Annotated in this window: 19 protein-coding genes; 16 read left to right on the forward strand and 3 right to left on the reverse strand. The window is 71.1% G+C overall.

The genetic code is table 11. The annotated features are described in order from the left end of the window. Positions 1-67: 67 nt before the first annotated feature. The 10 genes from ACO07H_RS09140 (at position 68) to ACO07H_RS09185 (ending at position 12,223) form a co-directional block, all read left to right on the forward strand. On the forward strand, positions 68-2,200 hold the full coding sequence (locus ACO07H_RS09140; RefSeq protein WP_422013301.1) for a TonB-dependent receptor domain-containing protein: 2,133 nt from the start codon (positions 68-70) through the stop codon (positions 2,198-2,200). 11 nt (positions 2,201-2,211) lie between these two features. Then, positions 2,212-3,291, forward strand: a complete 1,080-nt coding sequence (locus tag ACO07H_RS09145) for a hemin-degrading factor (RefSeq protein ID WP_422013303.1) — start codon at positions 2,212-2,214, stop codon at positions 3,289-3,291. Next, positions 3,288-4,121 (forward strand): heme/hemin ABC transporter substrate-binding protein, encoded by an 834-nt coding sequence (locus ACO07H_RS09150; RefSeq protein ID WP_422013305.1) that lies wholly within the window; start codon positions 3,288-3,290, stop codon positions 4,119-4,121. Before ACO07H_RS09145 ends, ACO07H_RS09150 begins: the two co-directional genes overlap by 4 nt. Further along, positions 4,105-5,163, forward strand: coding sequence for a FecCD family ABC transporter permease (locus tag ACO07H_RS09155; RefSeq protein ID WP_422013307.1), 1,059 nt, complete (start codon positions 4,105-4,107; stop codon positions 5,161-5,163). Before ACO07H_RS09150 ends, ACO07H_RS09155 begins: the two co-directional genes overlap by 17 nt. Beyond that, complete coding sequence (locus ACO07H_RS09160; protein WP_422013311.1) at positions 5,160-5,936, forward strand: ABC transporter ATP-binding protein; 777 nt, start codon at positions 5,160-5,162, stop codon at positions 5,934-5,936. The genes ACO07H_RS09155 and ACO07H_RS09160 overlap by 4 nt, the downstream gene beginning before the upstream one ends. Continuing rightward, a complete protein-coding gene (locus ACO07H_RS09165) occupies positions 5,933-6,565 on the forward strand; it encodes an energy transducer TonB (protein ID WP_422013313.1) in 633 nt (210 codons plus the stop codon). Before ACO07H_RS09160 ends, ACO07H_RS09165 begins: the two co-directional genes overlap by 4 nt. After that, entirely contained in the window at positions 6,558-7,742 is a 1,185-nt protein-coding gene (locus ACO07H_RS09170) for a DUF2325 domain-containing protein (RefSeq protein ID WP_422013315.1), read from the forward strand. The genes ACO07H_RS09165 and ACO07H_RS09170 overlap by 8 nt, the downstream gene beginning before the upstream one ends. 67 nt (positions 7,743-7,809) lie before the next feature. After that, complete coding sequence (gene glgC / locus ACO07H_RS09175; RefSeq protein WP_422013317.1) at positions 7,810-9,072, forward strand: glucose-1-phosphate adenylyltransferase; 1,263 nt, start codon at positions 7,810-7,812, stop codon at positions 9,070-9,072. A gap of 87 nt (positions 9,073-9,159) precedes the next feature. After that, entirely contained in the window at positions 9,160-10,620 is a 1,461-nt protein-coding gene (gene glgA / locus ACO07H_RS09180; protein WP_422013319.1) for a glycogen synthase GlgA, read from the forward strand. A 64-nt stretch (positions 10,621-10,684) separates the two neighbouring features. Further along, on the forward strand, positions 10,685-12,223 hold the full coding sequence (locus ACO07H_RS09185; protein ID WP_422013321.1) for a S1/P1 nuclease: 1,539 nt from the start codon (positions 10,685-10,687) through the stop codon (positions 12,221-12,223). 179 nt (positions 12,224-12,402) lie between these two features. Here the strand turns inward: ACO07H_RS09185 and ACO07H_RS09190 are convergent, their stop codons facing one another. From ACO07H_RS09190 to ACO07H_RS09200, 3 genes are all read right to left on the reverse strand, one after another. Further along, positions 12,403-13,287 (reverse strand): EamA family transporter, encoded by an 885-nt coding sequence (locus tag ACO07H_RS09190; RefSeq protein ID WP_422013323.1) that lies wholly within the window; start codon positions 13,285-13,287, stop codon positions 12,403-12,405. Positions 13,288-13,295: 8 nt separating this feature from the next. Next, positions 13,296-14,117, reverse strand: coding sequence for a posphoenolpyruvate synthetase regulatory kinase/phosphorylase PpsR (gene ppsR / locus ACO07H_RS09195; protein ID WP_422013325.1), 822 nt, complete (start codon positions 14,115-14,117; stop codon positions 13,296-13,298). Positions 14,118-14,187: 70 nt separating this feature from the next. Then, positions 14,188-15,504 (reverse strand): HD-GYP domain-containing protein, encoded by a 1,317-nt coding sequence (locus tag ACO07H_RS09200; protein WP_422013327.1) that lies wholly within the window; start codon positions 15,502-15,504, stop codon positions 14,188-14,190. A 222-nt stretch (positions 15,505-15,726) separates the two neighbouring features. Here ACO07H_RS09200 and ppsA point away from each other — a divergent pair, with 222 nt between their 5' ends. From ppsA to rplI, 6 genes are all read left to right on the forward strand, one after another. Beyond that, complete coding sequence (ppsA, locus tag ACO07H_RS09205) at positions 15,727-18,123, forward strand: phosphoenolpyruvate synthase (RefSeq protein ID WP_422013329.1); 2,397 nt, start codon at positions 15,727-15,729, stop codon at positions 18,121-18,123. Between the two features lie 71 nt (positions 18,124-18,194). Beyond that, the gene (locus ACO07H_RS09210; RefSeq protein ID WP_422013331.1) at positions 18,195-20,261 is read left to right on the forward strand and encodes a sodium:solute symporter family protein; all 2,067 of its coding nucleotides are present in this window, start codon (positions 18,195-18,197) and stop codon (positions 20,259-20,261) included. 157 nt (positions 20,262-20,418) lie between these two features. Beyond that, on the forward strand, positions 20,419-20,781 hold the full coding sequence (rpsF, locus tag ACO07H_RS09215; RefSeq protein ID WP_422013333.1) for a 30S ribosomal protein S6: 363 nt from the start codon (positions 20,419-20,421) through the stop codon (positions 20,779-20,781). 50 nt (positions 20,782-20,831) lie between these two features. After that, positions 20,832-21,140: a primosomal replication protein N gene (priB, locus tag ACO07H_RS09220; RefSeq protein ID WP_422013335.1), complete on the forward strand. Its 309-nt coding sequence runs from the start codon at positions 20,832-20,834 to the stop codon at positions 21,138-21,140. A gap of 28 nt (positions 21,141-21,168) precedes the next feature. Beyond that, positions 21,169-21,459 carry a 30S ribosomal protein S18 gene (gene rpsR / locus ACO07H_RS09225; RefSeq protein WP_422013337.1) on the forward strand — a complete coding sequence of 97 codons (291 nt, stop codon included), beginning with the start codon at positions 21,169-21,171 and terminating at the stop codon, positions 21,457-21,459. Between the two features lie 12 nt (positions 21,460-21,471). Further along, positions 21,472-21,924 (forward strand): 50S ribosomal protein L9, encoded by a 453-nt coding sequence (gene rplI, locus ACO07H_RS09230; protein WP_422013339.1) that lies wholly within the window; start codon positions 21,472-21,474, stop codon positions 21,922-21,924. The last annotated feature ends 50 nt before the right edge of the window (positions 21,925-21,974 follow it).

Raw genomic sequence — 21,974 nt, forward strand, 5'->3', positions numbered from 1 at the left:
GTCCTTCCCGTTCCCATCCCCCGCGCCAGCCAGCCGCTGCCAGCCCGCGCCTCCCACCGGAGTCCCCGTGCTGAAGACCGCTGTTGCGCTGGCCGTTGCCTGCGCCTGTGCCTGCCTTGCCGATGCATCGCATGCCCAAACCCCACCTGACGCAGCGACCGAGCTGCCCGAACTGACCAACACCGCCACCCGCGGCGACCGCCGCGTGGACGAGGTGCCCGCCACGGTCAGCGTGTTCAAGCCCAACCCCGGCGTCCGCGACCTGCGCGAACTGCTGCGCGACGAGGTGGACCTCGCCGTGCGCGCGGCCAACCCGCGCTTCACGCTCGCCGGCAGCTCCATCGGCCGCGCCGGCAACGAGGGCATCAACATCCGTGGCCTGGAGGGCAACCAGGTGCTGATGCTGGTGGACGGCATCCGCATGCCGCAGGCCTTCAGCTTCGGCCCCTTCGCCACCGGCCGTGCGAGCCTGCTGAACCTGGAAGGCGCGCAGCAGCTCGACGTGCTGCGCGGCCCCGCGTCCACGCAGTTCGGCAGCGACGGCCTGGCCGGTGCGCTGGCCGTGCGCACGCTGCGCGCGAGCGACCTGCTCAAGCCCGGCCGCGACTTCGGCCTGCGCGCCCAGACCGCGGCCTACAGCGGCGACGACGGCGTGGGACTGAACCTCGCGGGCGCCTGGCGCAGGGGCGACTGGGACTGGCTGCTGCAGGGCGCCACGCGCCGCTCGCACGAGCTGGAGAACCAGGGCACGGTCGGCGGCAGCGGTGCCACGCGCACCCAGGCCGATCCGCTGGACCGTGAGCGCCACACGCTGCTCGGCAAGGCGGGCTACCGGCTGAATGCGCAGCAGCGCCTGGAGGCGACGGTGGAAGGCGTTCGCCAGCACGACACGTACGACGTGCTGTCGGCCCGCACCGCGACCACCGTGGACCTGAAGGCCGACGACAAGAGCCGCCGCAGCCGCGCGTCCCTCGCCTGGACGCTGGACGATCCCAACGCGCAGTGGCTGCAGCAGGCCAGCGTGCAGGTCTATCACCAGGACTCGCGCGTCGCGCAATACGCGTTCGAGGACCGCACCAGCACCGACCGCGTGCGCGACAACCGCTACGACGAGACGCTGACCGGCCTGTCCGCCACCGGCCAGATCGGCTGGGGCGCGCAGCGCATCACGCTCGGCCTGGACGCCAGCCGCAACACCGTGGCCGGCCTGCGCGACGGCGTCAATTTCTCGGCCGGCGACACGTTGCCCTCCAAGCCCTTCCCCGACACCGACTACCGCCTCGTCGGCGCCTTCGTGCAGGGCGAGTTCACGCAGGGCGACTGGCAGTTCGTGCCCGCGCTGCGCTACGAGCACTTCTCGCTGAAGCCCTCGGCCAGCGGCTACACCGGCGCGCTCGTCAACCTCGGCGACAGCGCCGTGACGCCGCGCCTGGGCGTGCTCTGGAAGGCCGCACCCGGCTTGACGCCCTATGCCCAGTGGGCCAAGGGCTTCAAGGCGCCCACGCCGTCGCAGGTCAACAGCGGCTTCAGCAACGTCGTGCAGGGCTACAAGTCCATCGGCAACCCGAACCTGAAGGCCGAGCGCGCCGACAGCCGCGAGATCGGCCTGCGCGGTGACGTGAGTGGCTGGCGCTGGCAGCTCACCGCCTTCGACAACCGCTACGACGACTTCATCCAGCAGGACACCGTCGCCGGCACCGGCACGACGACCGATCCGCTGGTGTTCCAGTCCGTCAACCTCGACGACGCCCGCATCCGCGGCGTGGAAGCGAAGGTCAGCGGCCAGATCGACAGGCAGTGGCGTCTGGGCTTGGCCTATGCGCGCACCCGTGGCGACTACGACCGCAAGGGCGTGCGCCACGCGCTGGACACCGTCGAGCCCGCCAAGGCCTCCGTCAGCCTGCGCCAGCAGCGCGCCGACTGGCACTGGGAAGCCACCGTGCTGCGCGCCCAGGCCAAGCCCGCCGGCCGCGTCGATGCGGTGAACCCCTTCCTGCCCAAGGGCTACACGGTGCTGGATCTCGCGGCCGGCTGGCAGATCACGCCGGTGTGGTCGCTGCAGGCGCGCATCGACAACGTGACCGACCGCACCTACTGGCGCTGGGCCGACGTGCGCGGCCTCGCCGCTACGAGCCCCGGCCTCGACTCGTACACCGCCACGGGCCGCCAGTTCGGCCTCGTGCTCCAAGCTGAACTTTGAAGGAGACCCGCATGGACCTGCGCCAGGCCTATCTCGACGCACGCGCCGCCGGCGCCACGCGCCACCGCGACATCGCCGCCTCGCTCGGCATCACCGAGGGCATGCTGATCGACGCCCACGTGGGCGCGCCGAGATCTGGACATGAGAGCGGCCTGCAGGCCCAGCGCCTGAAGCGCGACTTCCCGCGCCTGCTGTCCGAGCTGAGTCGCGCGGGCGAGCTGATGGCGCTGACGCGCAACCCGCACTGCGTGCACGAGCGCACCGGCATCTACGAGCACGTCAGCGCGCAGGGCGCGCCGGGCCGCGAGATGGGGCTGGTGCTGGGCGACGAGATCGACCTGCGCCTGTTCTACAGCCAGTGGGCGCACGGCTATGCGGTCAGGGAGGGGGAGCAGCAGAGCCTGCAGTTCTTCGACGCCCAGGGCGTGGCCGTGCACAAGGTCTTCACGCGGCCTGCCACGCGGCTGGCCGCCTGGCAGGCGCTGCGCGAGGACTGGGCGGACGGCGACGCACCCGCGCCGCAGTGGCAGCCGGCGCCCGAGCCGGCCCCCGCCGAACCGGTGGCGGTGGACGCCGCCGCCTTCCGTGCCGGCTGGGCCGCGCTGCGCGACACGCACGAGTTCTTCGGCCTGCTGCGCAGGCACGGCCTGCGCCGCGCCGACGCGATGCGGCTCGCGGCGCCCGAGTTCGCGCAGCCGGTGGACCTGCATGCGGCGCGCGTCGTGCTGCAGGGCGCCGCAGCCAACGGCACGCCCATCATGGTGTTCGTCGGCAACCCCGGCGTCATCCAGATCCACGGCGGCCCGGTGCAGCGCATCGCCGTCATGGGCCCGTGGCTCAACGTGCTGGACCCGCGCTTCAACCTGCACTTGCGCGAAGACGCCATCGCCCAGGCCTGGGCCGTGCGCAAGCCGACCGCCGACGGCCTCGTCAGCTCGCTGGAGCTGTACGCGCAGGATGGCGAACTCATCGCCCAGTTCTTCGGCCACCGCAAGCCCGGCCAGCCGGAACGCTGCGCCTGGCGCGAGTTGCTGGACGCGCAGGTCGACGACCCGGCCTGGAACGAAGCAACGGCGGGGTGCGCAGCATGAAGCGTCGCTCGCTGCTGAGCGCCGCGCTGCTGCCGGCTTTCGTCCATGCGCAGCCACAGCCGCGCATCGTCAGCGTCGGCGGGGCCGTCACGGAGACCGTCTTCGCGCTCGGCGCGCAGGGCCAGCTCGCGGGCGTCGACACCACGTCGCTGTTCCCCGTCGATGCGACAAAACTGCCCCAGGTCGGCTACGCCCGCACGCTGTCCGCCGAAGGTGTGCTGGCCCTGAAGCCGCAACTGCTGCTGGCCAGCGGCGAGGCCGGCCCGCCGCTGGTGCTGGCGCAGCTCAGGAGCGCCGGCGTGCGCGTGGAGGTGCTGGACGACCAGCACCGCTTCGACGGCGTGCTGGCGCGCACCCAGCGCATCGGCGCGCTGTGCGGCCGCGAGCGCGAGGCCGCACAGCTCGTCGCCCGCCTGCAGCAGGACTGGGCCGCCCGCCCCAAGCCGCCCGCAGGCGCCCCGCCGCGCGTGCTCTTCGTGCTGGCCCATGCCGCCGGCCAGCTGCGCGTGGCGGGCGAAGGCACCAGTGCCGACGCGATGCTGACGCTGGCCGGCGCCCGCAACGCCTTGGCCGGCGTGCAGGGTTACAAGCCGCTGACGGCCGAGGCTGCGCTGCAGGCCGCGCCCGACGTCGTCCTCTGCACGACCCAAGGCCTGGACGCGCAGGGCGGCGCCGACGGCCTGCTGAAGGCGCCGGGCCTGGCGCTGACGCCCGCCGGCCGCGCGCGCCGCGTGGCGAGCATGGAGGCGCTGCTGTTGCTGGGCTTCGGCCCGCGCCTGCCGCAGGCCGTGGCCGAGCTGACGGACCGGTTGCATGGACGCACTGCTTAAGGCCCCGCGCTGGCCCGCGCTGCCGGGCTGGCCGCTCGCAGTCGCGCTGCTGGCCGTGGCCGTCGTGTTGGCGGCCAACAGCGGCGCCATCCCGCTGGGCCTGGCCGATTGGCAGGCGCTGCTGGGCGGCGAGCAGACCCAAGGTGCCATGGTGCTGGCGCAGCTGCGTCTGCCGCGCGTGGCCTTTGCCGTCGTCGTGGGCGCGGCGCTGGGCCTGGCGGGGGCGCTGTCGCAAGGCGTGTTCCGCAACCCGCTGGCCGAACCGACGCTGCTGGGCATCCCCAGCGGTGCCGTCTGCGCGGTGGCGCTGATGCTGACCGTGCTGTCCGCCTGGGCCGGTGGCCTGCCGGCGGCGTGGCGGCCGTTCGCGGTGCCGTTCGCGGTGCCGGTGGCGGCGCTGGGCGGCGCCTGGGTCATGTGCGGGCTGCTGCAGGGCGTGGCGCGGCTGCTGGTGCCCGGCGCCGTGGCCGGGCTGCTGCTGGCGGGGCTGGCGCTGAACGCGCTGGCCATGGCGGTCGTGGGCCTGTGCACCTACCTGGCGACGGACGAGCAACTGCGCAATCTCACCTTCTGGCAGCTCGGCTCGCTGGCGCTGGCGAGCTGGCCCGTCGTCGCGGTGCTGGGCGTGGCGGTGGCCGGCGCGCTCGTCATGTCGCGCCGCTGGGGCCAAGCGCTCAACGCGCTGGCGCTGGGCGAGGCCGTGGCCGCGCAGGTGGGCGTGCCGGTGGTGCGCATGCGGCGCATGCTGGTGCTGACGCTGGCCGTCCTCAGCGGCCTGGCCGTGGCCTGGTGCGGCCTGATCGGCTTCATCGGCCTGCTGGCGCCGCATGCGGCGCGCGGGCTGGTCGGCGCGGATGCGCGGCGCGTGCTGCCGGTGGCCGCGTGGTTCGGCGCCGTGCTGCTGCTGCTGGCCGACACCGCGGCGCGCACCGTCGTCGTGCCGGCCGAGCTGCCGGTGGGCATCCTCACCGCGCTGTTTGGCGCGCCGGTGCTGTTCGTGCTGCTCAAGCGGGCGCAGCGCGAGATCGGAGGCGGCTGGTGACGCATCACATGCTGTTGCTCGAAGAGGCCATGCTCACGCGCCACGGCCAGCGCTTCGGCGGCTTCGACCTGCGCGTTGACCCGGGCGAGCGCGTGGCGCTGCTGGGGCCCAGCGGCGCGGGCAAGTCCACGCTGCTGAAGCTGATGTCCGGCGACATCGTGCCCACGTCGGGCCGCGTGCTGCTCGACGGCCAGCCCGTTGCCGCCATGGACCCACTCCAGCGCGCCCGCCGCCGCGCGGTGCTGCCGCAGTCGCACCAGGTGGCTTTCGGGCTGCCGGTGGAGCTGGTCGTCAGCCTGGGCCGCTGGGCCGGTGACGATGGCGGCCGCTGGGTGCGCCAGGCGCTGTCCTGGGCCAGCGCCGGCCATCTGCTGGGGCGGCGCTACGACCAGCTCTCCGGCGGCGAGCAGGCGCGCGTGCAACTGGCCCGCGTGCTGGCGCAACTCGCCGACGTCGAACGCGGCCTGCTGCTGGTGGACGAGCCGCTGGCGTCGCTGGACCCCGGCCTGCAGCTCGAACTGCTGGACACGCTGTCCCGCTTCTGCCGCGAGCGCGGCCACGCGCTGGTGGCCGTGCTGCACGACCTCCAGCAGGCGCTCGGCGGTTTCGAGCGCCTGCTGCTCGTGCGCCGTGGCCAGGTGCAGGCCGATGTGCCGGCCGGCACCGCCGCGCTGCCGGCGCTGGAAGCGCTGTTCGGCCTGCGTCTGCAGGCCTTGCAGGTGCCCGACGGCGGCTGGGCCTTGTGCGCACGCCGGCCGGAGACGGCGGCGTGAGAAGCGCGCCGCTGCTGGCCGTGGCCGCGCTGCATGGCGCGGTGCTGGTGGCGCTTTGGCCCGGGCTGCAGCGCGCCAGCGCGCCGGCCGCACGGCGGGAGCTGGCGGTGCGGTTGCTGCCCGCTGCGGCGGCGCCCGCCATGCCCGTGCCGCGTGCCGCGCAGCCCGTGTTGACGATGCCAGCCGTGGCGCCCGTCGCGCCGCCCGGCTTCGATGTGCAGGCCGACGCCCGCCCCGTGCCCGCCACCGGGGTTGCGGCCACGGCGGCGCCGCTTGCGGTCGACTACGTCGCGCCGCCCGCGCCGCGCGCGCCGAGCGGCGAACGCACTGCCGACGCGCCGCCGCTGCAATCCGCCCGCCGCGCCGCCTGCCCGCCCGCGCCGCACCCGCTCGCGCTGCGCGAGCGCGGCATCGAAGGCGTCGTGCGCCTGCGCGTCTGGGTGGACGAGCTGGGCCGCGCGGGCCAGGTCTTGCTGGCTGCCAGCAGCGGCTGGCGTCTCTTCGACGACGCGGCCGTGGCGCAAGCCCGCCGCTGCCCTTTCCAGCCGGCATTGCGGGGTGAGCAGCCCGTCGGCAGCTGGGTGGAGTTCCCCGTCCGCTTTGCCTTGGAGACCTCATCAAATGGCTGAAGCCTGTTGCGCCGCTCATGCCGCCTCGCCGCTCCTCAACGGTTCACGGCGCCGCCGCCTGTGGGAGCTGGGCAGCCACGCGCATTGCCCCGTCGTCGGCGTCTGCGTGCCGCTGGCGCGCGTGCGCGTGCTGGCGAAGAAGCTGCTGGTGCTGCAGGGCGATGAAGACGACTACACGCTGCACTGCAGCCTCGTCACCGCGGCAGCGCGCCGCAACGCGGTGGCCGAGGCGCTGCAGAAGGACCTGGAGCAGCGCTTCGTGATCGACGTGCGCGCGGCCGCCCAGGCCAAGTGCCGCGACACGCTGATGACGTGGTGGCGACACCGCGCGGCCCGCGGCGAGATCGCGGGCGCGCTGTGGGCCACGCTGACGCACGCGCGCTGCGACGAGTGGCTGGAGATGCGCGTGCTGGGCCAGGTGCACATGCTGCAGCACCAGGTGGGTGCCGCGCAGCGCGTGGACCTGGCTCGCCACCGCGAGCTGGCCGCGGAGCACCAGGCGCTGGCACGCGAGTACGGCGAGGTGCAGCGGCGCGTCACGGCCTGGAGCCTGGAGCGCGCCCGCGAGCAGCAGGCCTGGGAGCAGGAGCGCATGCAGCTGCGCGCCGCGCAGATCGGCCTGCAGACGCAGCTGGGCCAGGCGCAGGAGCAGCTGCAGCGCGCCCAGGCCGAGCGGCCCGGCCTGCCCGAGCGCGAGGCGCTGCAGCAGCGCCTGGCCGAGCAGGTCGAGCGCAACCAGGCCTTGCAGCGCGAGATCAACCGGCTGACCTCGCGCACGCCAGCCAGTGCCGAGGCCGCGCTGCCGGCTGTGGAAGAACCGGCCGTCGTGGCGCCAGCCGAACCGGTGCGGCTGGAACGCCGCGTCGTGCTGTGCGTGGGCGGGCGCGGCGGCAGCGTGCCGCACTACCGCCAGGCCGTGGAGGGCTGCGGGGCGCAGTTCCTGCACCACGACGGCGGCAGCGAGCACAAGCCGGCGCAGCTGGAGCCCCAACTGGCCGCGGCCGACCTCGTCATCTGCCAGGCCGGCTGCATCAGCCACGACGCCTACTGGCGCGTGAAGGACCACTGCAAGCGCCACCACAAGCGCTGCGTTTTCGTCGAGACGCCCAGCCGCAGCGCCTTCGAGCGTGCGCTCGCCCAGGCCGCGGTCGCCGAAGGGACAAACGCGCAGGCCTGAGGGGAAGCCCCCACCAAGGGGGCAAACTTGCTGCCGCAAACTGCACCCGTTTGCAGTGGAGACCGCCATGCCCCCCGCCGTTGCCTCGCCCCATCAGCTCGCGCGCCGCGCCATCGCCCTCGTGCTGGCCGGCGGCCGCGGCTCGCGGCTCAAGCAGCTGACCGACACGCGGGCCAAGCCGGCGGTCTACTTCGGCGGCAAGTTCCGCATCATCGACTTCGCGCTCAGCAACTGCGTCAACTCGGGCATCCGGCGCATCGGCGTCGTCACGCAGTACAAGAGCCATTCGCTGCTGCGTCATATCCAGCGCGGCTGGAGTTTCCTGCGCGCCGAGCTGAACGAGACGGTGGACCTGATGCCCGCGCAGCAGCGCGTGGACGAAGAGAGCTGGTACCGCGGCACGGCCGACGCGGTGTTCCAGAACCTGGACATCATCCAGAGCACCGGCGCCGACTACATCGTCGTGCTGGCCGGCGACCACGTCTACAAGATGGACTACTCCAGCATGCTGGTGGACCATGTCGCCAGCGGCGTGGGCTGCACGGTGGGCTGCATCGAGGTGGGCAAGGCCGAGGCCAGCGCGTTCGGCGTGATGGCGGTGGACGGCGAGCGCCGCATCACATCCTTCCAGGAGAAGCCCGCCGACCCGCCCGCCATGCCCGGCCGCGAGGGGGTGTGTCTGGCCAGCATGGGCATCTACGTCTTCGATGCGGCCTACCTGTACCGCCTGCTCGCCGAGGACCTGGCCGACCCCGGCTCCAGCCACGATTTCGGCAAGGACGTGATCCCCAAGGTCGTGGCCGAGGGCCAGGCCGCGGCCCACCCGTTCGCCATGAGCTGCATCCTCAACCCCAATGGCGCGCCGCCGTACTGGCGCGACGTGGGCACGCTGGACGCCTTCTGGGCCGCCAACCTGGACCTCGCCTCCATCAGCCCCGAGCTGGACATCTACGACACCGACTGGCCGATCTGGACCTACCAGCGCCAGCTGCCGCCGGCCAAGTTCATCCCCGACCACAACGGCATGCACGGCATGACGGTGAACACCATCGTCAGCGCCGGCTGCATCGTGTCGGGATCGCACGTCGTGCAGTCGGTGCTGTTCAACAACGTGCGCATCCGTTCGTTCTGCAACATCCACCAGAGCGTGCTGCTGCCCGGCGTGGCGATAGGCCGCAACTGCCGGCTGACCAAGGTGATCGCCGACCGCGCCTGCGACATCCCCGACGGCCTGGTCGTCGGCGAGGACCCGAAGCTGGACGCGGCCCGCTTCGAACGCACCGACAACGGCGTCGTGCTCATCACCAAGCAGATGCTGGCCAGACTGTGAAGCCCCTCGTCCAACGAGCCTTGGCCCGGCTGCGGCGCGGCCCGGCGCTCGGCCCGCCAATGGCACATCGCGCGAAGGACCGCTGAGATGCGTGTCCTGCAAGTCAGCGCGGAGCTGTACCCGCTGCTCAAGACCGGCGGCCTGGCCGACGTGGCCGGTGCGCTGCCCGGCGCGCTCGACCAGGCGGGCGCGGATGTGCGGCTGCTGCTGCCCGGCTTCCCGGCGTTGCGCGAATCGCTGGTGAAGGAATGCGCGGTCGCGCCGCTGGCGCTGCCCTGGGGCGAGGGCCGGGCGGCGCTGCTGCGCGGGCAGCTGGCCGGGCTCGGCGACGCCACCGTCTACCTGCTGGACGCGCCGGGCCTGTTCGAGCGTCCCGGCAACCCCTATGCCGACGAGGCCGGCGTGCCCTATGCCGACAACCACCGCCGCTTCGCGCTGCTGGGCCTGGCCGCCGCGCGGCTGGCCGAGGGCATCGACGCGTCCTGGCTGCCGCAGCTCGTGCACGCCCACGACTGGCATGCGGCACTCGCCTGCGCCCACCTGGCCGCCAGCCGCGCGCGGCTGCGCTCCCGTGCCCGCAGCGTCTACACCGTGCACAACCTGGCCTACCAGGGGCTGTTCCCCGCGCCGCTCTTCTGCGAACTGGGCCTGCCACCGGATCAGTACGCCATGGACGGCCTGGAGTTCTACGGCCAGGTGAGCTTCATGAAGGCCGGCCTGCACTTCGCCGACGCCATCACCACCGTCAGCCCGAGTTACGCGCGGGAGATCCAGACGCCCGAGCAGGGCTGCGGCCTGGACGGCCTGCTGCGCCACCGCGCTGGCGACCTGCACGGCATCCTCAACGGCGTGGACTACGCCGTCTGGTCGCCCGCCCACGACCGCAGCATTGCGCAGGCCTACAGCCTGGACCGCCCCGAAGGCAAGGCCGATTGCAAGGCCGCGCTGCAGCGCGACTGCGGGCTGGCCGTGAAGCCCGACGCGCTGCTCTTCGGGGTGGTGAGCCGGCTGACCGAGCAGAAGGGCCTGCCGCTGGTGCTGCAGGCGCTGCCCGACCTGCTCGACGCCGGCGGCCAGCTCGTCGTGCTCGGCAGTGGCGACGCCCGGCTGGACCAGGCCTTTGCCGAAGCCGCCGCCCGGCATCCCGGCCAGGTGGCACGCCGCACCGGCATGGACGAGGGCCTGGCCCATCGCATCTACGCCGGCAGCGACGTGGTGCTGGTGCCCAGCCGCTTCGAACCCTGCGGCCTGACGCAGCTCTACGGCCTGAGCTATGGCACGTTGCCGCTGGTGCACCGCGTGGGCGGGCTGGCGGACACGGTGGTGGACTGCACGGTGGAGGACCTGGCCGCCGGCCTGGCGACGGGCTTCGTCTTCGACGCCTTCACGGTGGAGACCTACCGGCGCGCGCTGCGGCGGGCGTTCGTGCTGTGGAGCCGCCCCGAAGACTGGGCCGGCGTGCGCCGCACCGCGATGCAGCAGCACTTCGGCTGGGATGACGCGGCGCGGCGCTATGTCGAGGTCTACCGCGGCGTGCTGTGCGGCTGAGTGACCTGTGGCTGATCCCGCGGCATGGGTGGACACTGCGCGGTTTTCACACCGCCCTGCCGCCATGAGTCCACGCCGCCATCCACTGACCCGCCGCCTCGCTGCGGCCGCACTGCTGGCCCTTGCGCCCGTCTGGTGCCACGCCTGGGGCCAGGAAGGCCATGCCATCGTGGCCGAGATCGCGCAGCGCCGCCTGACCCCGGCCGCTGCCGCCGCTGTGGCCAAGTTGCAGCCCGGCGCCAGCCTGGCCTCGGTGGCGAGCTGGCCCGACAACATCCGAGGCGAGCGCAAGGACACCTTCAACTGGCATTTCGTCGACATCCCGCGCGGCCATCACGAGTACGACGAAAAGGTCCACTGCGCGCCCTCCGACAAGGGCGACTGCATCGTCAACGCGCTGCGCCGCGCCCAGCAGGACCTGCGCTGCGCGCCGACCGAGCTGGTGCGCCAGGAGGCGCTGCGCTTCGTCGTGCACTTCGTGGGCGACCTGCACCAGCCGCTGCATGCCACCGGCGATCTGGAGGGCGGCAACGGTTTCAAGGTGCATGGCAGCCTGCACGGCCAGACCTGCAAGGGCGCCTGCGCGCTGGAGAGCGGCAACCTGCATTCGCTGTGGGACTCGGGCCTGATCCGCCGCACCGTCTGGGACTGGGGCGCCTACGTCGACCGACTGGAGAAGACGCTGCTGGCCACGCAGGATTTCGACCTCAAGAGCGGCGGCGACCAGCCCGCCGACTGGGCCATCCAGTCCCATGCCGTGGGCGAGCTGGTCTGGAACGACACGCTGATCCCCGCCGACGGCACCATCACCGACGCCTACTACGCCGCCGTGCTGCCGGTGCTGGACCAGCAGCTGGCGCTGGGCGGCCTGCGCCTGGCACGGCTGCTGAACGAGACCTTCGCCGCGCCGTCATGCAGTGCGCCCGTCGAGACCACCCCCTGGCCCAGCGCCGAGAAGGGGCTGAAGCCGGCGGCCAACCTGGGCGAGCTGAAGGCGCAGTTCCAGGCCTACCAGCACCGCCCGGCCGGGGGCGGACCGAGCGGCTACGAGCGTGACCAGGCCCAGCCTGCCGAGGCCGCCACCGCCTACGTGACGGCCCGCGCCAGGCAGGTGCCCAAGCCGGCGCTGGTGCTGGACATCGACGAGACCTCGCTGGACAACGGGGCGCAGATGGCCCAGAACGACTTCGGCTACATCATCAACGGCGACTGCACGCCGGTGCCCGGCACTGCCTGTGGTGCGCTGGCCTGGGACGCACAAGGCCGCGCCCCCGCCATCGCGGCGACGCTCAAGCTCTACCGGGCCGCCCGCGCCGCCGGCGTGGCGGTGTTCTTCATCACCGGCCGCAAGGAAGCCGAGCGTGCCGCCACCGAAGCCAACCTGCGCTCGGCCGGCTACGACGGCTGGGCCGGGCTGGTGCTGCGCCCGGACAGCTCGCACAGCGTCTATTCGGCCGCCAGCTTCAAGGCCGGGGAGCGGGCCCGCATCGTCATGCAGGGCTACCAGATCCTCGCCACGGTGGGCGACCAGCCCAGCGACCTGTCGGGCGGCTACGCGGAGAAGGCCTTTCTGATGCCCAACCCGTTCTATCGGATTCCCTGATACCTGCGCAGACGATGGCCGCACGTCGGACGACCTTCTTCGAGAAGGTGGGCGACGCCGATGGCGGCGTGGGCTACAGGCTTTGCCGACGGCACGGCCGGAACATCTGCTTCCTGGGCGGCATCAGCGATGACGTGAGGTGGGGTGCGGCCGTGGGGGAACTGAGCGCCACGGCAGGATCACAGTGCGAGCGCGGCCACACCTGCGCCGATCAGCGCCGCACCGGCAAGCCGCCAGCCGCGCTCCCCTTCCCCCAGCAACTGCCCGCCCAGCAACGCCGCGAACAGCATGGACACCTCGCGCGCCGGCGCCACGCGCGACAGCGGCGCCTCGCGCACGGCCAGCAGCACGAGGATGTAGGCCAGCGGGCTCAGCGCCGCGACGGCCAGCACGCCTTTCCAGGTGCGGCGCAGCTCCGGCATGAAGCCCTGGGGGTCGCGCAGCAGCACGGGCAACTGCAGCGGCACGCGCAGCACGTTGCCGAAGTAGTCCAGCAGCAGCGGCGACACGGCCAGCACCTTGACGGCGTAGCCGTCGACGACGGTGTAGCCGGCGATCAGCGTGCCGGTGGCCGCGCCCCAGTACAGGCCGTGGCGCCGGCGTGTGGCCGCGGTGGCGTCCTGCGGCACCCCGCGGCCGATGAGGCGTGGCCCCATCGTGATGAGCAGGATGCCGCCGACGACGCCCGCCAGCCCCAGCGTGCCGGCGGTGCCCAGGTGCTCGCCCAGCAGCAGCACGGCGGCCACGGCCGACAGCAGCGGGCCGCTGCCGCGTGCGATGGGGTAGACGACGGTCAGGTCGCTGGCGCGGTAGCCGGCCAGCAGGCAGTTGAAGTAGGCCAGGTGCATGGCCGCGCTGGCCACGAGGCAGAGCCATGCGGCGCCGGGCCATTGCGGCAGCTCGGCCACGCCGACCCACAGCACCGCAGGCAGCCACAGCACGGAGACGCCGGCCGAGCAGGCGAGCACGAAGTGCGGCCCGCCGCCCCACGTCTTGGCGGCGAGGTTCCAGACGGCGTGCAGGAGCGCGGCACAGAGGACGAGCGCCAGGGCGTGGGCCGGCATCGGACGGATCAGTACATCAGGCGGTCCGGCCGGATGTCGCGCAGGATGGTCGTCGCGATTTCCTCGATGGACTTGTGCGTGGAGGACAGCCACGAGATGCCCTCGCGCTTCATCATGGCCTCGGCCTCGTTGACCTCGTAGCGGCAGTTCAGCGAGTCGGCGTACTTGCTGCCGGGGCGGCGCTCGTTGCGGATGGACGCCAGGCGCTCGGGGTCGATGGTCAGGCCGAAGCACTTGCGGCGGTGCGGCATCAGCGACGGCGGCAGCTTGCGGCGCTCGAAGTCCTCGGGGATCAGCGGGTAGTTGGCCGCCTTGATGCCGTGCTGCATGGCCAGGTACAGCGACGTGGGCGTCTTGCCCGAGCGCGACACGCCCACCAGGATGACGTCGGCCACGTCGAGGTTCTTGCTGCTCTGGCCGTCGTCGTGCGCCAACGAGAAGTTGATGGCCTCGATGCGGTCGTGGTACTCCTGGCTCTGCGCCACGTCCGAGAACCGCCCCACGCGGTGGTTGCTCTTGATGCCGAACTCCTCTTCGAGCGGCTCGATGAAGGTGCCGAACATGTCCATCACGCGGCCCAGGCAGTGCTCGCGGACGATCTTCAGCACCTCGCGGTCCACGAGCGTGGCGAAGACGATGGGCCGCTCGCCCTCGCGCTCGCCCCATTCGTTGATCTCGGCGACGACGGCGTGGGCCTTGTCGGGCGAGTCGATGAACGGCCGGCGCACGTGGCGGGGCTTGATGGCGAACTGCGCGAGGATGGAGTTGCCGAAGGTCTCGGCGGTGATGCCGGTGCCGTCAGAGACGAAGAAAACGGTTCTGGCGGTCATGGCGGCTCGCGGTAGTCGATGCTCGGCCATGATAGCCAGCGGCTCCGACCAGCAGCCCCGGCCCGCCACCTCAATCGACGGCTTCCGGCTGGGCCTTGAGGCGGCCGATGAGTTCGCGCATCACGTCGCTTTCCGCGGCCGGCAGCTGCCCGGCGCGCAGCAGCGACTCGCGCTGGAGTTCGCGGATCCGCCACTCCAGCTCGCCCACCACCGTCAGCAGCTCCACCTGCAGCTCGGCGTCGAGCTGCTCGGACAGCACGGCCGAAAGCGCCTCGGGGTCGTGCGCGTCCAGGCCGGTGCTGGAGAAGGCGGTCTGGATGCGCAGCAGGCGCTGCAGGCCGGCCTCCAGCACGGCGCGCAGCGCGGGTCGGGCGGTGGCGATGTGGGCCTCGATCCAGGGCCGTGCCTCGCGAAAGCGCTGCAGCGTGGCGGCGATGCCGATGACGCGGGGGATGGCTTCCTCCACCGGTGCGGGCACCGACGCACGGGCCGCCGCGGTGGGCAGGGCGCCGGCGGCCGCGGCGGCGATGGCTTCGGTCAGCTCGCGGCTGAACTCGCCGGGGATGAGCTTGGTGGCCACGCTGGCGCGCGTCATCGGCGTCATGCCGTTCTCGATTAGCGCCATCAGCCACTCGGCGGCGGCCAGGATCTGGCCATTCGCCGGAAAGTCCGCGCCGCGCACGCCGCGCGGGTAGCCGAAGCCGTCCAGCCGCTCGTGGTGCAGCAGCACGGCATTGGCCACGTCCTTGCCGGCGCCCGGCATGTTGCGCAGCACGCGCTCGCCGATGACCGGGTGCGACGCGACGTGGCGCCACTGCGCCGGCCCCAGCGGCGTGCCCGGGCGCATGTACTGGGGGTCGATGTAGAGCTCGCCGACATCGTGCAGCAGGCCGGCCAGCGCCAGCATGCGGTGGCGCTCGGGCTCGCCCGGCAGCAGGCGCCGCGAAAGCGCCAGCGCCAGCATCGCGACGCCGGCCGTGTGCTTGAGACGATCGCCCTGGTGCTCGGCGTAGACGGTCAGCAGCGACTGCACCGGCCCGCTGAGCCTGAGCGTGGCCAGCGTCTTGGGCGCGCTGGGATAGAGGTCGTGCGAGCAGACGGCCTTCAGCAGCGGGTGCTGGTCGAACAGCGCTTCGCCGATGGGCCCGAAGGCCTCGGGCATGACGCCGTCGACGACCTGGATGCAGTCCTCCAGCGGCTTGCGCAGCTTGTGCATGAGCAACCGGTCGCGCACCTTGTCGCTGATCTGCGCGCCTTTGGCCAACAGCTTGATGCCGTTCTGGCCGATGATGTCCTCGCTGGCCTGCACGGGCCGCGACTCGGACACGTGCAGGACATGGTCCAGGTAATGGGGGTTGACGTCCTGGGACGCATTAGTGGCGTTCACCCGGTCATTGTGCACAGCGCCCGGAGTTACGCCGAGGTACGCAGCGCCTAGAATCCGGCGCAATTCCTCGCGATCACGCCCCATGCGCCGCCCCATCCTCCGAGAAGAATCCAGAAATGGGTGGAGCGCCGCCTGCCTTGAGCCCATGGGCTCGGCAGCAACGGTCATGGACGGCCCGGACGACGCGACGGCCCCGGTTTTTCAACCTCCCGGAGTTTCCCCATGTCCACCCTGTTCGAGGCGACCGCCCTGGTCGTACCGTTTGAGAACCTGAGGATGACCGACGTCGAGGCAGTCGGCGGTAAGAACGCCAGCCTCGGCGAAATGATCTCGCAGCTCGCCGCCAGTGGCGTGCGCGTCCCCGGAGGGTTCGCCACCACGGCGCATGCCTTCCGGCAGTTCCTCAAGCACGAGGGTCTGGACGCGCGCATCGCGGCGCGGCTGGCCACGCTCAACACCGACGACGTCCGTGCGCTGGCCCAGGCCGGCGCCGAGATCCGCGGCTGGATCGAGGCTCAACCCTTCCCGGCCGATCTGGAGGCCGCCGTGCGCGCGTCGTTCGCGCAGCTCACCGCCGACAACCCGGGTGTCAGCTTCGCCGTGCGCTCGTCCGCCACGGCCGAAGACCTGCCCGACGCGTCCTTCGCCGGCCAGCAGGAAACCTTCCTGAACGTCGTCGGCATCGAGGACGTGCTGCACAAGATGCGCGAGGTGTTCGCGTCGCTCTACAACGACCGCGCCATCAGCTACCGCGTACACAAGGGCTTCGCCCACAACGACGTGGCGCTGTCCGCCGGCGTGCAGCGCATGGTGCGCAGCGACCTCGGCTCGGCCGGCGTCATGTTCACCATCGACACCGAGAGCGGCTTCCAGGAGGTCGTCTTCATCACCTCCAGCTACGGCCTGGGCGAGACGGTGGTGCAGGGCGCCGTGAACCCGGACGAGTTCTACGTGCACAAGCCCGCGCTGAAGGCCGGCAAGCTGGCCATCATCCGCCGCAACCTGGGCTCCAAGCTGCTGCGCATGGAGTTCGCGTCACCCGAAGAGAAGGCCGCGTCCGGCAAGCTGGTGAAGACGGTGGACACGGTGCCCGAGCACCGCAACCGCTACTCGCTGAACGATGCCGAGGTCACCGAACTGGCGAAGTACGCCCTCATCATCGAGCAGCACTACGGCCGCGCGATGGACATCGAGTGGGGCCGTGACGGCGTGGACGGCAAGATCTACATCCTGCAGGCCCGCCCGGAGACGGTGAAGAGCCAGTCGGCCGGCCAGGTCGAGCTGGCCTACAAGCTCAAGGCCCACAGCGCGGTGCTGGCCGAGGGCCGCGCCATCGGCCAGAAGATCGGCACCGGCCCCGTGCGGCTGGTGGACAGCGTGGCCGAGATGGAACGCGTGCAGCCGGGTGACGTGCTGGTCACCGACATGACCGACCCGAACTGGGAGCCGGTCATGAAGCGCGCCTCGGCCATCGTCACCAACCGTGGTGGCCGCACCTGCCACGCGGCCATCATTGCCCGTGAGCTGGGCATCCCGGCGGTGGTCGGCTGCGGCGACGCGACCGAGACGCTGAAGGACGGCCAGCTCGTCACGGTGGCTTGCTCCGAGGGGGACACCGGCTACATCTACGACGGCCTGCTGGAGACCGAGGTCAGCGAGGTGCACCGGGGCGAACTGCCGTACTGCCCCATCAAGATCATGATGAACGTCGGCAACCCGCAGCTGGCGTTCAACTTCGCGCAGATGCCGTCGGGTGGCGTGGGCCTGGCGCGGCTCGAGTTCATCATCAACAACAACATCGGCGTCCACCCCAAGGCCATCCTGGACTATCCCAACATCGACGCCGACCTGAAGAAGGCCGTCGAGTCGGTCGCTCGGGGCCACGCGTCGCCGCGCGCGTTCTACGTCGACAAGCTGGCCGAGGGCATCGCCACCATCGCGGCGGCGTTCTTCCCGCGCCCGGTCATCGTTCGCCTCTCGGACTTCAAGAGCAACGAGTACCGCAAGCTCATCGGCGGCACGCGCTACGAGCCGGACGAAGAGAACCCGATGCTGGGCTTCCGCGGCGCCAGCCGCTACATCAGCGGCGAGTTTCAGGACGCCTTCGCGATGGAGTGCGAGGCGCTCAAGCGCGTCCGCAAGGACATGGGCCTGACCAACATCGAGATCATGGTGCCGTTCGTGCGCACCGTGAAGCAGGCCTCGCGCGTGGTCGACATGCTGGCCGAGCGCGGCCTCAAGCGCGGCGTGGACGGCCTGCGCATCATCATGATGTGCGAGGTGCCCAGCAACGCCATCCTCGCCGAGCAGTTCCTGGAGCATTTCGACGGCATGTCCATCGGCTCCAACGACCTGACGCAGCTCACGCTGGGCCTGGACCGCGACTCGGGCCTGGAGCAACTGGCCGGCGACTTCGACGAGCGCGACCCGGCCGTCAAGGCCATGATCTCGCGCGCCATCCGAGCCTGCCGCGCCACCGGCAAGTACATCGGCATCTGCGGCCAGGGCCCCAGCGACCACCCGGACTTCGCCGAGTGGCTGGCGGAGGAGGGCATCGTGTCGATCTCGCTGAACCCGGATTCGGTCATCGACACCTGGCAGCGCCTGGCCGCCAAGTAAACGGGCGTTGTCTCGATGGCCCGGGTTCTTCTTGAGGGAACCCGGGCTTTTTATTGCGCATCATCGCGACCGTGTCCCGCTCGCCGCACCGCCACCTCCACCGCCGCTACGCGCTGTTCACGCTGAGCTTCGTGGGCCTCGTCCTGGGCCTGGGGCTGGCGGAGCAGCGCGGCATGCCCAAGGCGTGGATCGGTTACAGCTTCCTGATCGCCACGGTGGCGATCTATGCCGTCATCGGCATCCTGTGCCGCACGACCGATCCGGCGGAGTACTTCGTCGCCGGGCGGCGCGTGCCACCGCTGTACAACGGCATGGCCGCCGGCGCGGACTGGATGAGTGCCGCCACCTTCATCGGTCTGGCCGGCACGCTGTACGCGAGCGGCTACGCGGGCCTGGCCTATGTGCTGGGCTGGACGGGCGGCTTCGTGCTGGTGGCGTTGTGCATCGCGCCCTACCTGCGCCAGTTCGGGCAGTTCACCCTCGGCGACTTCCTCGCCGAGCGCTTCGACAGCCGGGCGCTGCGGCTGGTGGGCGCGAGCGCGGCCATCCTGGTGTCGTTCGTCTACCTCGTGGCGCAGATCTACGGCGTGGGCCTCATCACGACGCGGCTCACGGGCCTGGGGTTCGAGGTGGGCGTGTTCGTGGGCCTGGGCGGTGTGCTGGTGTGCTCGTTCCTGGGCGGCATGCGCGCGGTCACGTGGACCCAGGTGGCGCAGTACCTCATCATGATCGTGGCTTACCTGGTGCCGGTCATCTGGCTCAGCGTCAAGCAGACGGGCTGGCCGCTGCCGCAGCTCGTCTACGGCCAGCAACTGCACCAGCTGGCCGAGCGCGAGCGCGAGTTGATCAGCGACCCCGGCGAGCTGCAGGTGCGCGCCATCCACCAGCAGCGCGCCGATGCGGCCGCAGCCAAGCTGACCGACGTGCCCAGGGCGCTGGCCGACGAGCAGGGCCGGGCGGCCGCGAGCGTGGCCGCGCTGAAGGCCAAGGATGCGCCGCTCTCGCAGATCCAGGCGGCCGAGAAGCAGCGTGCCGCGCTGCCCAGCACGCCCGCCGAGGCCGAGGAGCGCTGGCGGCGCGAACAGGTCGGCGAAGCCCGGCTCGCGCAGCCGCTGTCGGGGCTGGCACCCCACACGCAACCCTTCGCCGGCAACCCCGACGGCAGCCCGCTGGAGCGTGACCAGGCCAGCCAGTCGCGGCGCAACTTCATCGCGCTGGTGCTGTGCCTGATGGTGGGCACTGCCGGCCTGCCGCACCTGCTGACGCGCTACTACACGACCAGCTCCGTCGCCACGGCGCGCGAGTCGGTCGCCTGGTCGCTGGTGTTCATCTGCCTGCTTTACCTGACGGCGCCTGCGCTGGCCGTGATGGTCAAGACGGAGGTGTTCAACAGCCTCGTGGGCACGAGCTTCGACCAGCTCCCGGCGTGGATACGACAGTGGCAGCGTGTGGACCCGACGCTGCTGTCGGCGGTGGACCTGAACGGCGACGGCCGCCTGCAGCTCGGCGAGTTGCGCCTGCACCCCGACCTCGTCATGCTGGTGATGCCGGAGCTGGGCGGCTTGCCCTACGTGGTCTCCGGCATGGTGGCGGCCGGCGGGCTGGCTGCGGCGCTGTCCACCGCGGACGGCCTGCTGCTGGCCATCTCCAGTGCGCTGTCGCACGACCTTTACTACAAGGCCATCAACCCCGAGGCGTCGCGCACGCGGCGGGTCACGCTGTCCAAGGCGCTGCTGCTGGCCGCGGCGCTGGCAGCGGCGGCCATGGCGGCCAGCCGGCCGGCCGACATCCTGGCCGTAGTCACGGCCGCGTTCTCCATCGCCGGGTCCACGTTCTTCCCGGCGCTGGTGGCGGGCGTGTTCTGGCGCCGCGCCAACCGCCAGGGTGCGCTGGCCGGCATGCTGGTCGGGCTGGCCGTGTGCCTGGCCTACCTCGTCATCGCCCATTCCGGCGCCCGGGCGATGGTGGGACTGGCGGGGCCCGTGCAGCTCTGGTGGGGCATACAGCCGGCGTCGGCCGGCGTCTTCGGCATCCCGGCCGGCGTGGTCGCGCTGGTGCTCGTGAGCCTGATGACCGCCGCGCCCACGCAGCGCGACCGCGATTTCGTCAGCGCCTTGCGCAGCAGGCCGGCGCGCTGACGCGTCTTGCCCCGAGACGGCGATTTGGGCATTCGCGGCTTCCAGGCTAGAATCTTTGGTTCCCCCTTGCCGTGCCACGTGTCGACGCCGTGGGGCGGCTTCCGCAGCCTGGCAGTCAATGTCGACAGCGCCAGGCTGGAATCCACAAGGAGTACGAATGCGTCACTACGAAATCATCTTGCTGATCCATCCGGATCAAAGCGAACAGGTTCCGGCCATGCTGGAGCGCTACAAGGGCCTGATCACCACCGGTGGTGGTGTGGTGCACCGGGTGGAAGATTGGGGCCGCCGTCAACTGGCGTACCAGATCCAGAAGCTCGCCAAGGCCCACTACCTGTGCCTGAACATCGAAGTCAGCAAGGAAACCCTTGTCGAGCTCGAGACCGGCTTCCGCTTCAACGACGCCGTGCTGCGCCACCTCACCGTGGTCCAGGACAAGGCCATCACGACCCCCTCGGTCATGATGAAGGCCGTCGAGCGCGAAGAAGCCCGCAAGGCGCCGCAGCAAGAAGCGGCCTGAGCCCAGGTCATCGCTAACGAACCAGGTTTTTCATACAGCGTGTCTTTGGCGTGAATCAACTTCACCTGAAGGCGCAGATCCAGCAACTCGGACAAGTTCGCTACACCCCCGCCGGGCTGATGGCCCTGGACGCAAGCCTCAAGGCAGAGTCCGAAGTCATCGAAGCCGGCAAGCCGCGCAAGGTCTCCCTGGAGATCAAGGCGGTCGCGGTGGGCGAAGTGGCCAAGCAGTTGCAGGCGCTGGGAGTCGGTGGCCAAGCGGTGTTCCGCGGCTTCCTGACCCACCAGCGCAACGGCCGGGGCTTCATCGCCCACGTGACCGTGATCGAACCCGCTGCTGCAGAACCCGGAAGTATTTGAATCCGGATAGATTTAACAGAGGTCCACTATGCCCCCGCCCCGTGGTAAAGGTCGTTTCTCCAAGGACAAGCGACCCAAGCGCAACCAGCAATCGCTGCTGTTCCGCCGCAAGCGTTTCTGCCGCTTCACCGTCGCCGGTGTCGAGAAGATCGACTACAAGGACATCGACACGCTGCGCGACTTCGTCGCCGAGAACGGCAAGATCACGCCCGCTCGCCTGACCGGCACGCGTGCGTTCTTCCAGCGTCAACTGACGGTCGCCATCAAGCGCGCGCGCTTCCTGGCCTTCCTGCCGTACAGCGACCAGCACAAGGTCTAAGGAGCTGACGACATGCAAGTGATCCTGCTCGAAAAAGTGTCCAACCTTGGCAACCTTGGCGACGTCGTCAAGGTCAAGGACGGCTACGCCCGCAACTTCCTGATCCCGACCAAGGCCGCCCGTCGTGCCACGGAATCGGCGATCAAGGAATTCGAAGTCAAGCGCGCCGAACTTGAGAAGGCTGCGGCCGCCAAGCTGGCCGAAGCCCAGAAGCTGGGCGAAGCCATCGCCGGCAAGACCGTCCGCATCGCCCAGAAGGCCGGTGTGGATGGCCGCCTGTTCGGTTCCGTCACCAACGCCGACATCGCCGACGCGCTGACCAAGCTGGGTTCGCCCATCGCCAAGTCGCAAGTGCGTCTGCCGAACGGCCCGCTGAAGACCGTGGGCGAGTTCCCGGTCGGCGTTGCCGCTCACACCGACGTCGTTGTCGAAATCACCGTCCAGGTGGTTGCCGAAGCCGAGTAATCTGGCTTCCCCCGATGGCGCGGCGCTACAAGGCGCTGCACCATCTCAAA

It is taken from the genome of Roseateles sp., assembly GCF_965229315.1.
GTDB lineage: Bacteria > Pseudomonadota > Gammaproteobacteria > Burkholderiales > Burkholderiaceae_C > Pelomonas.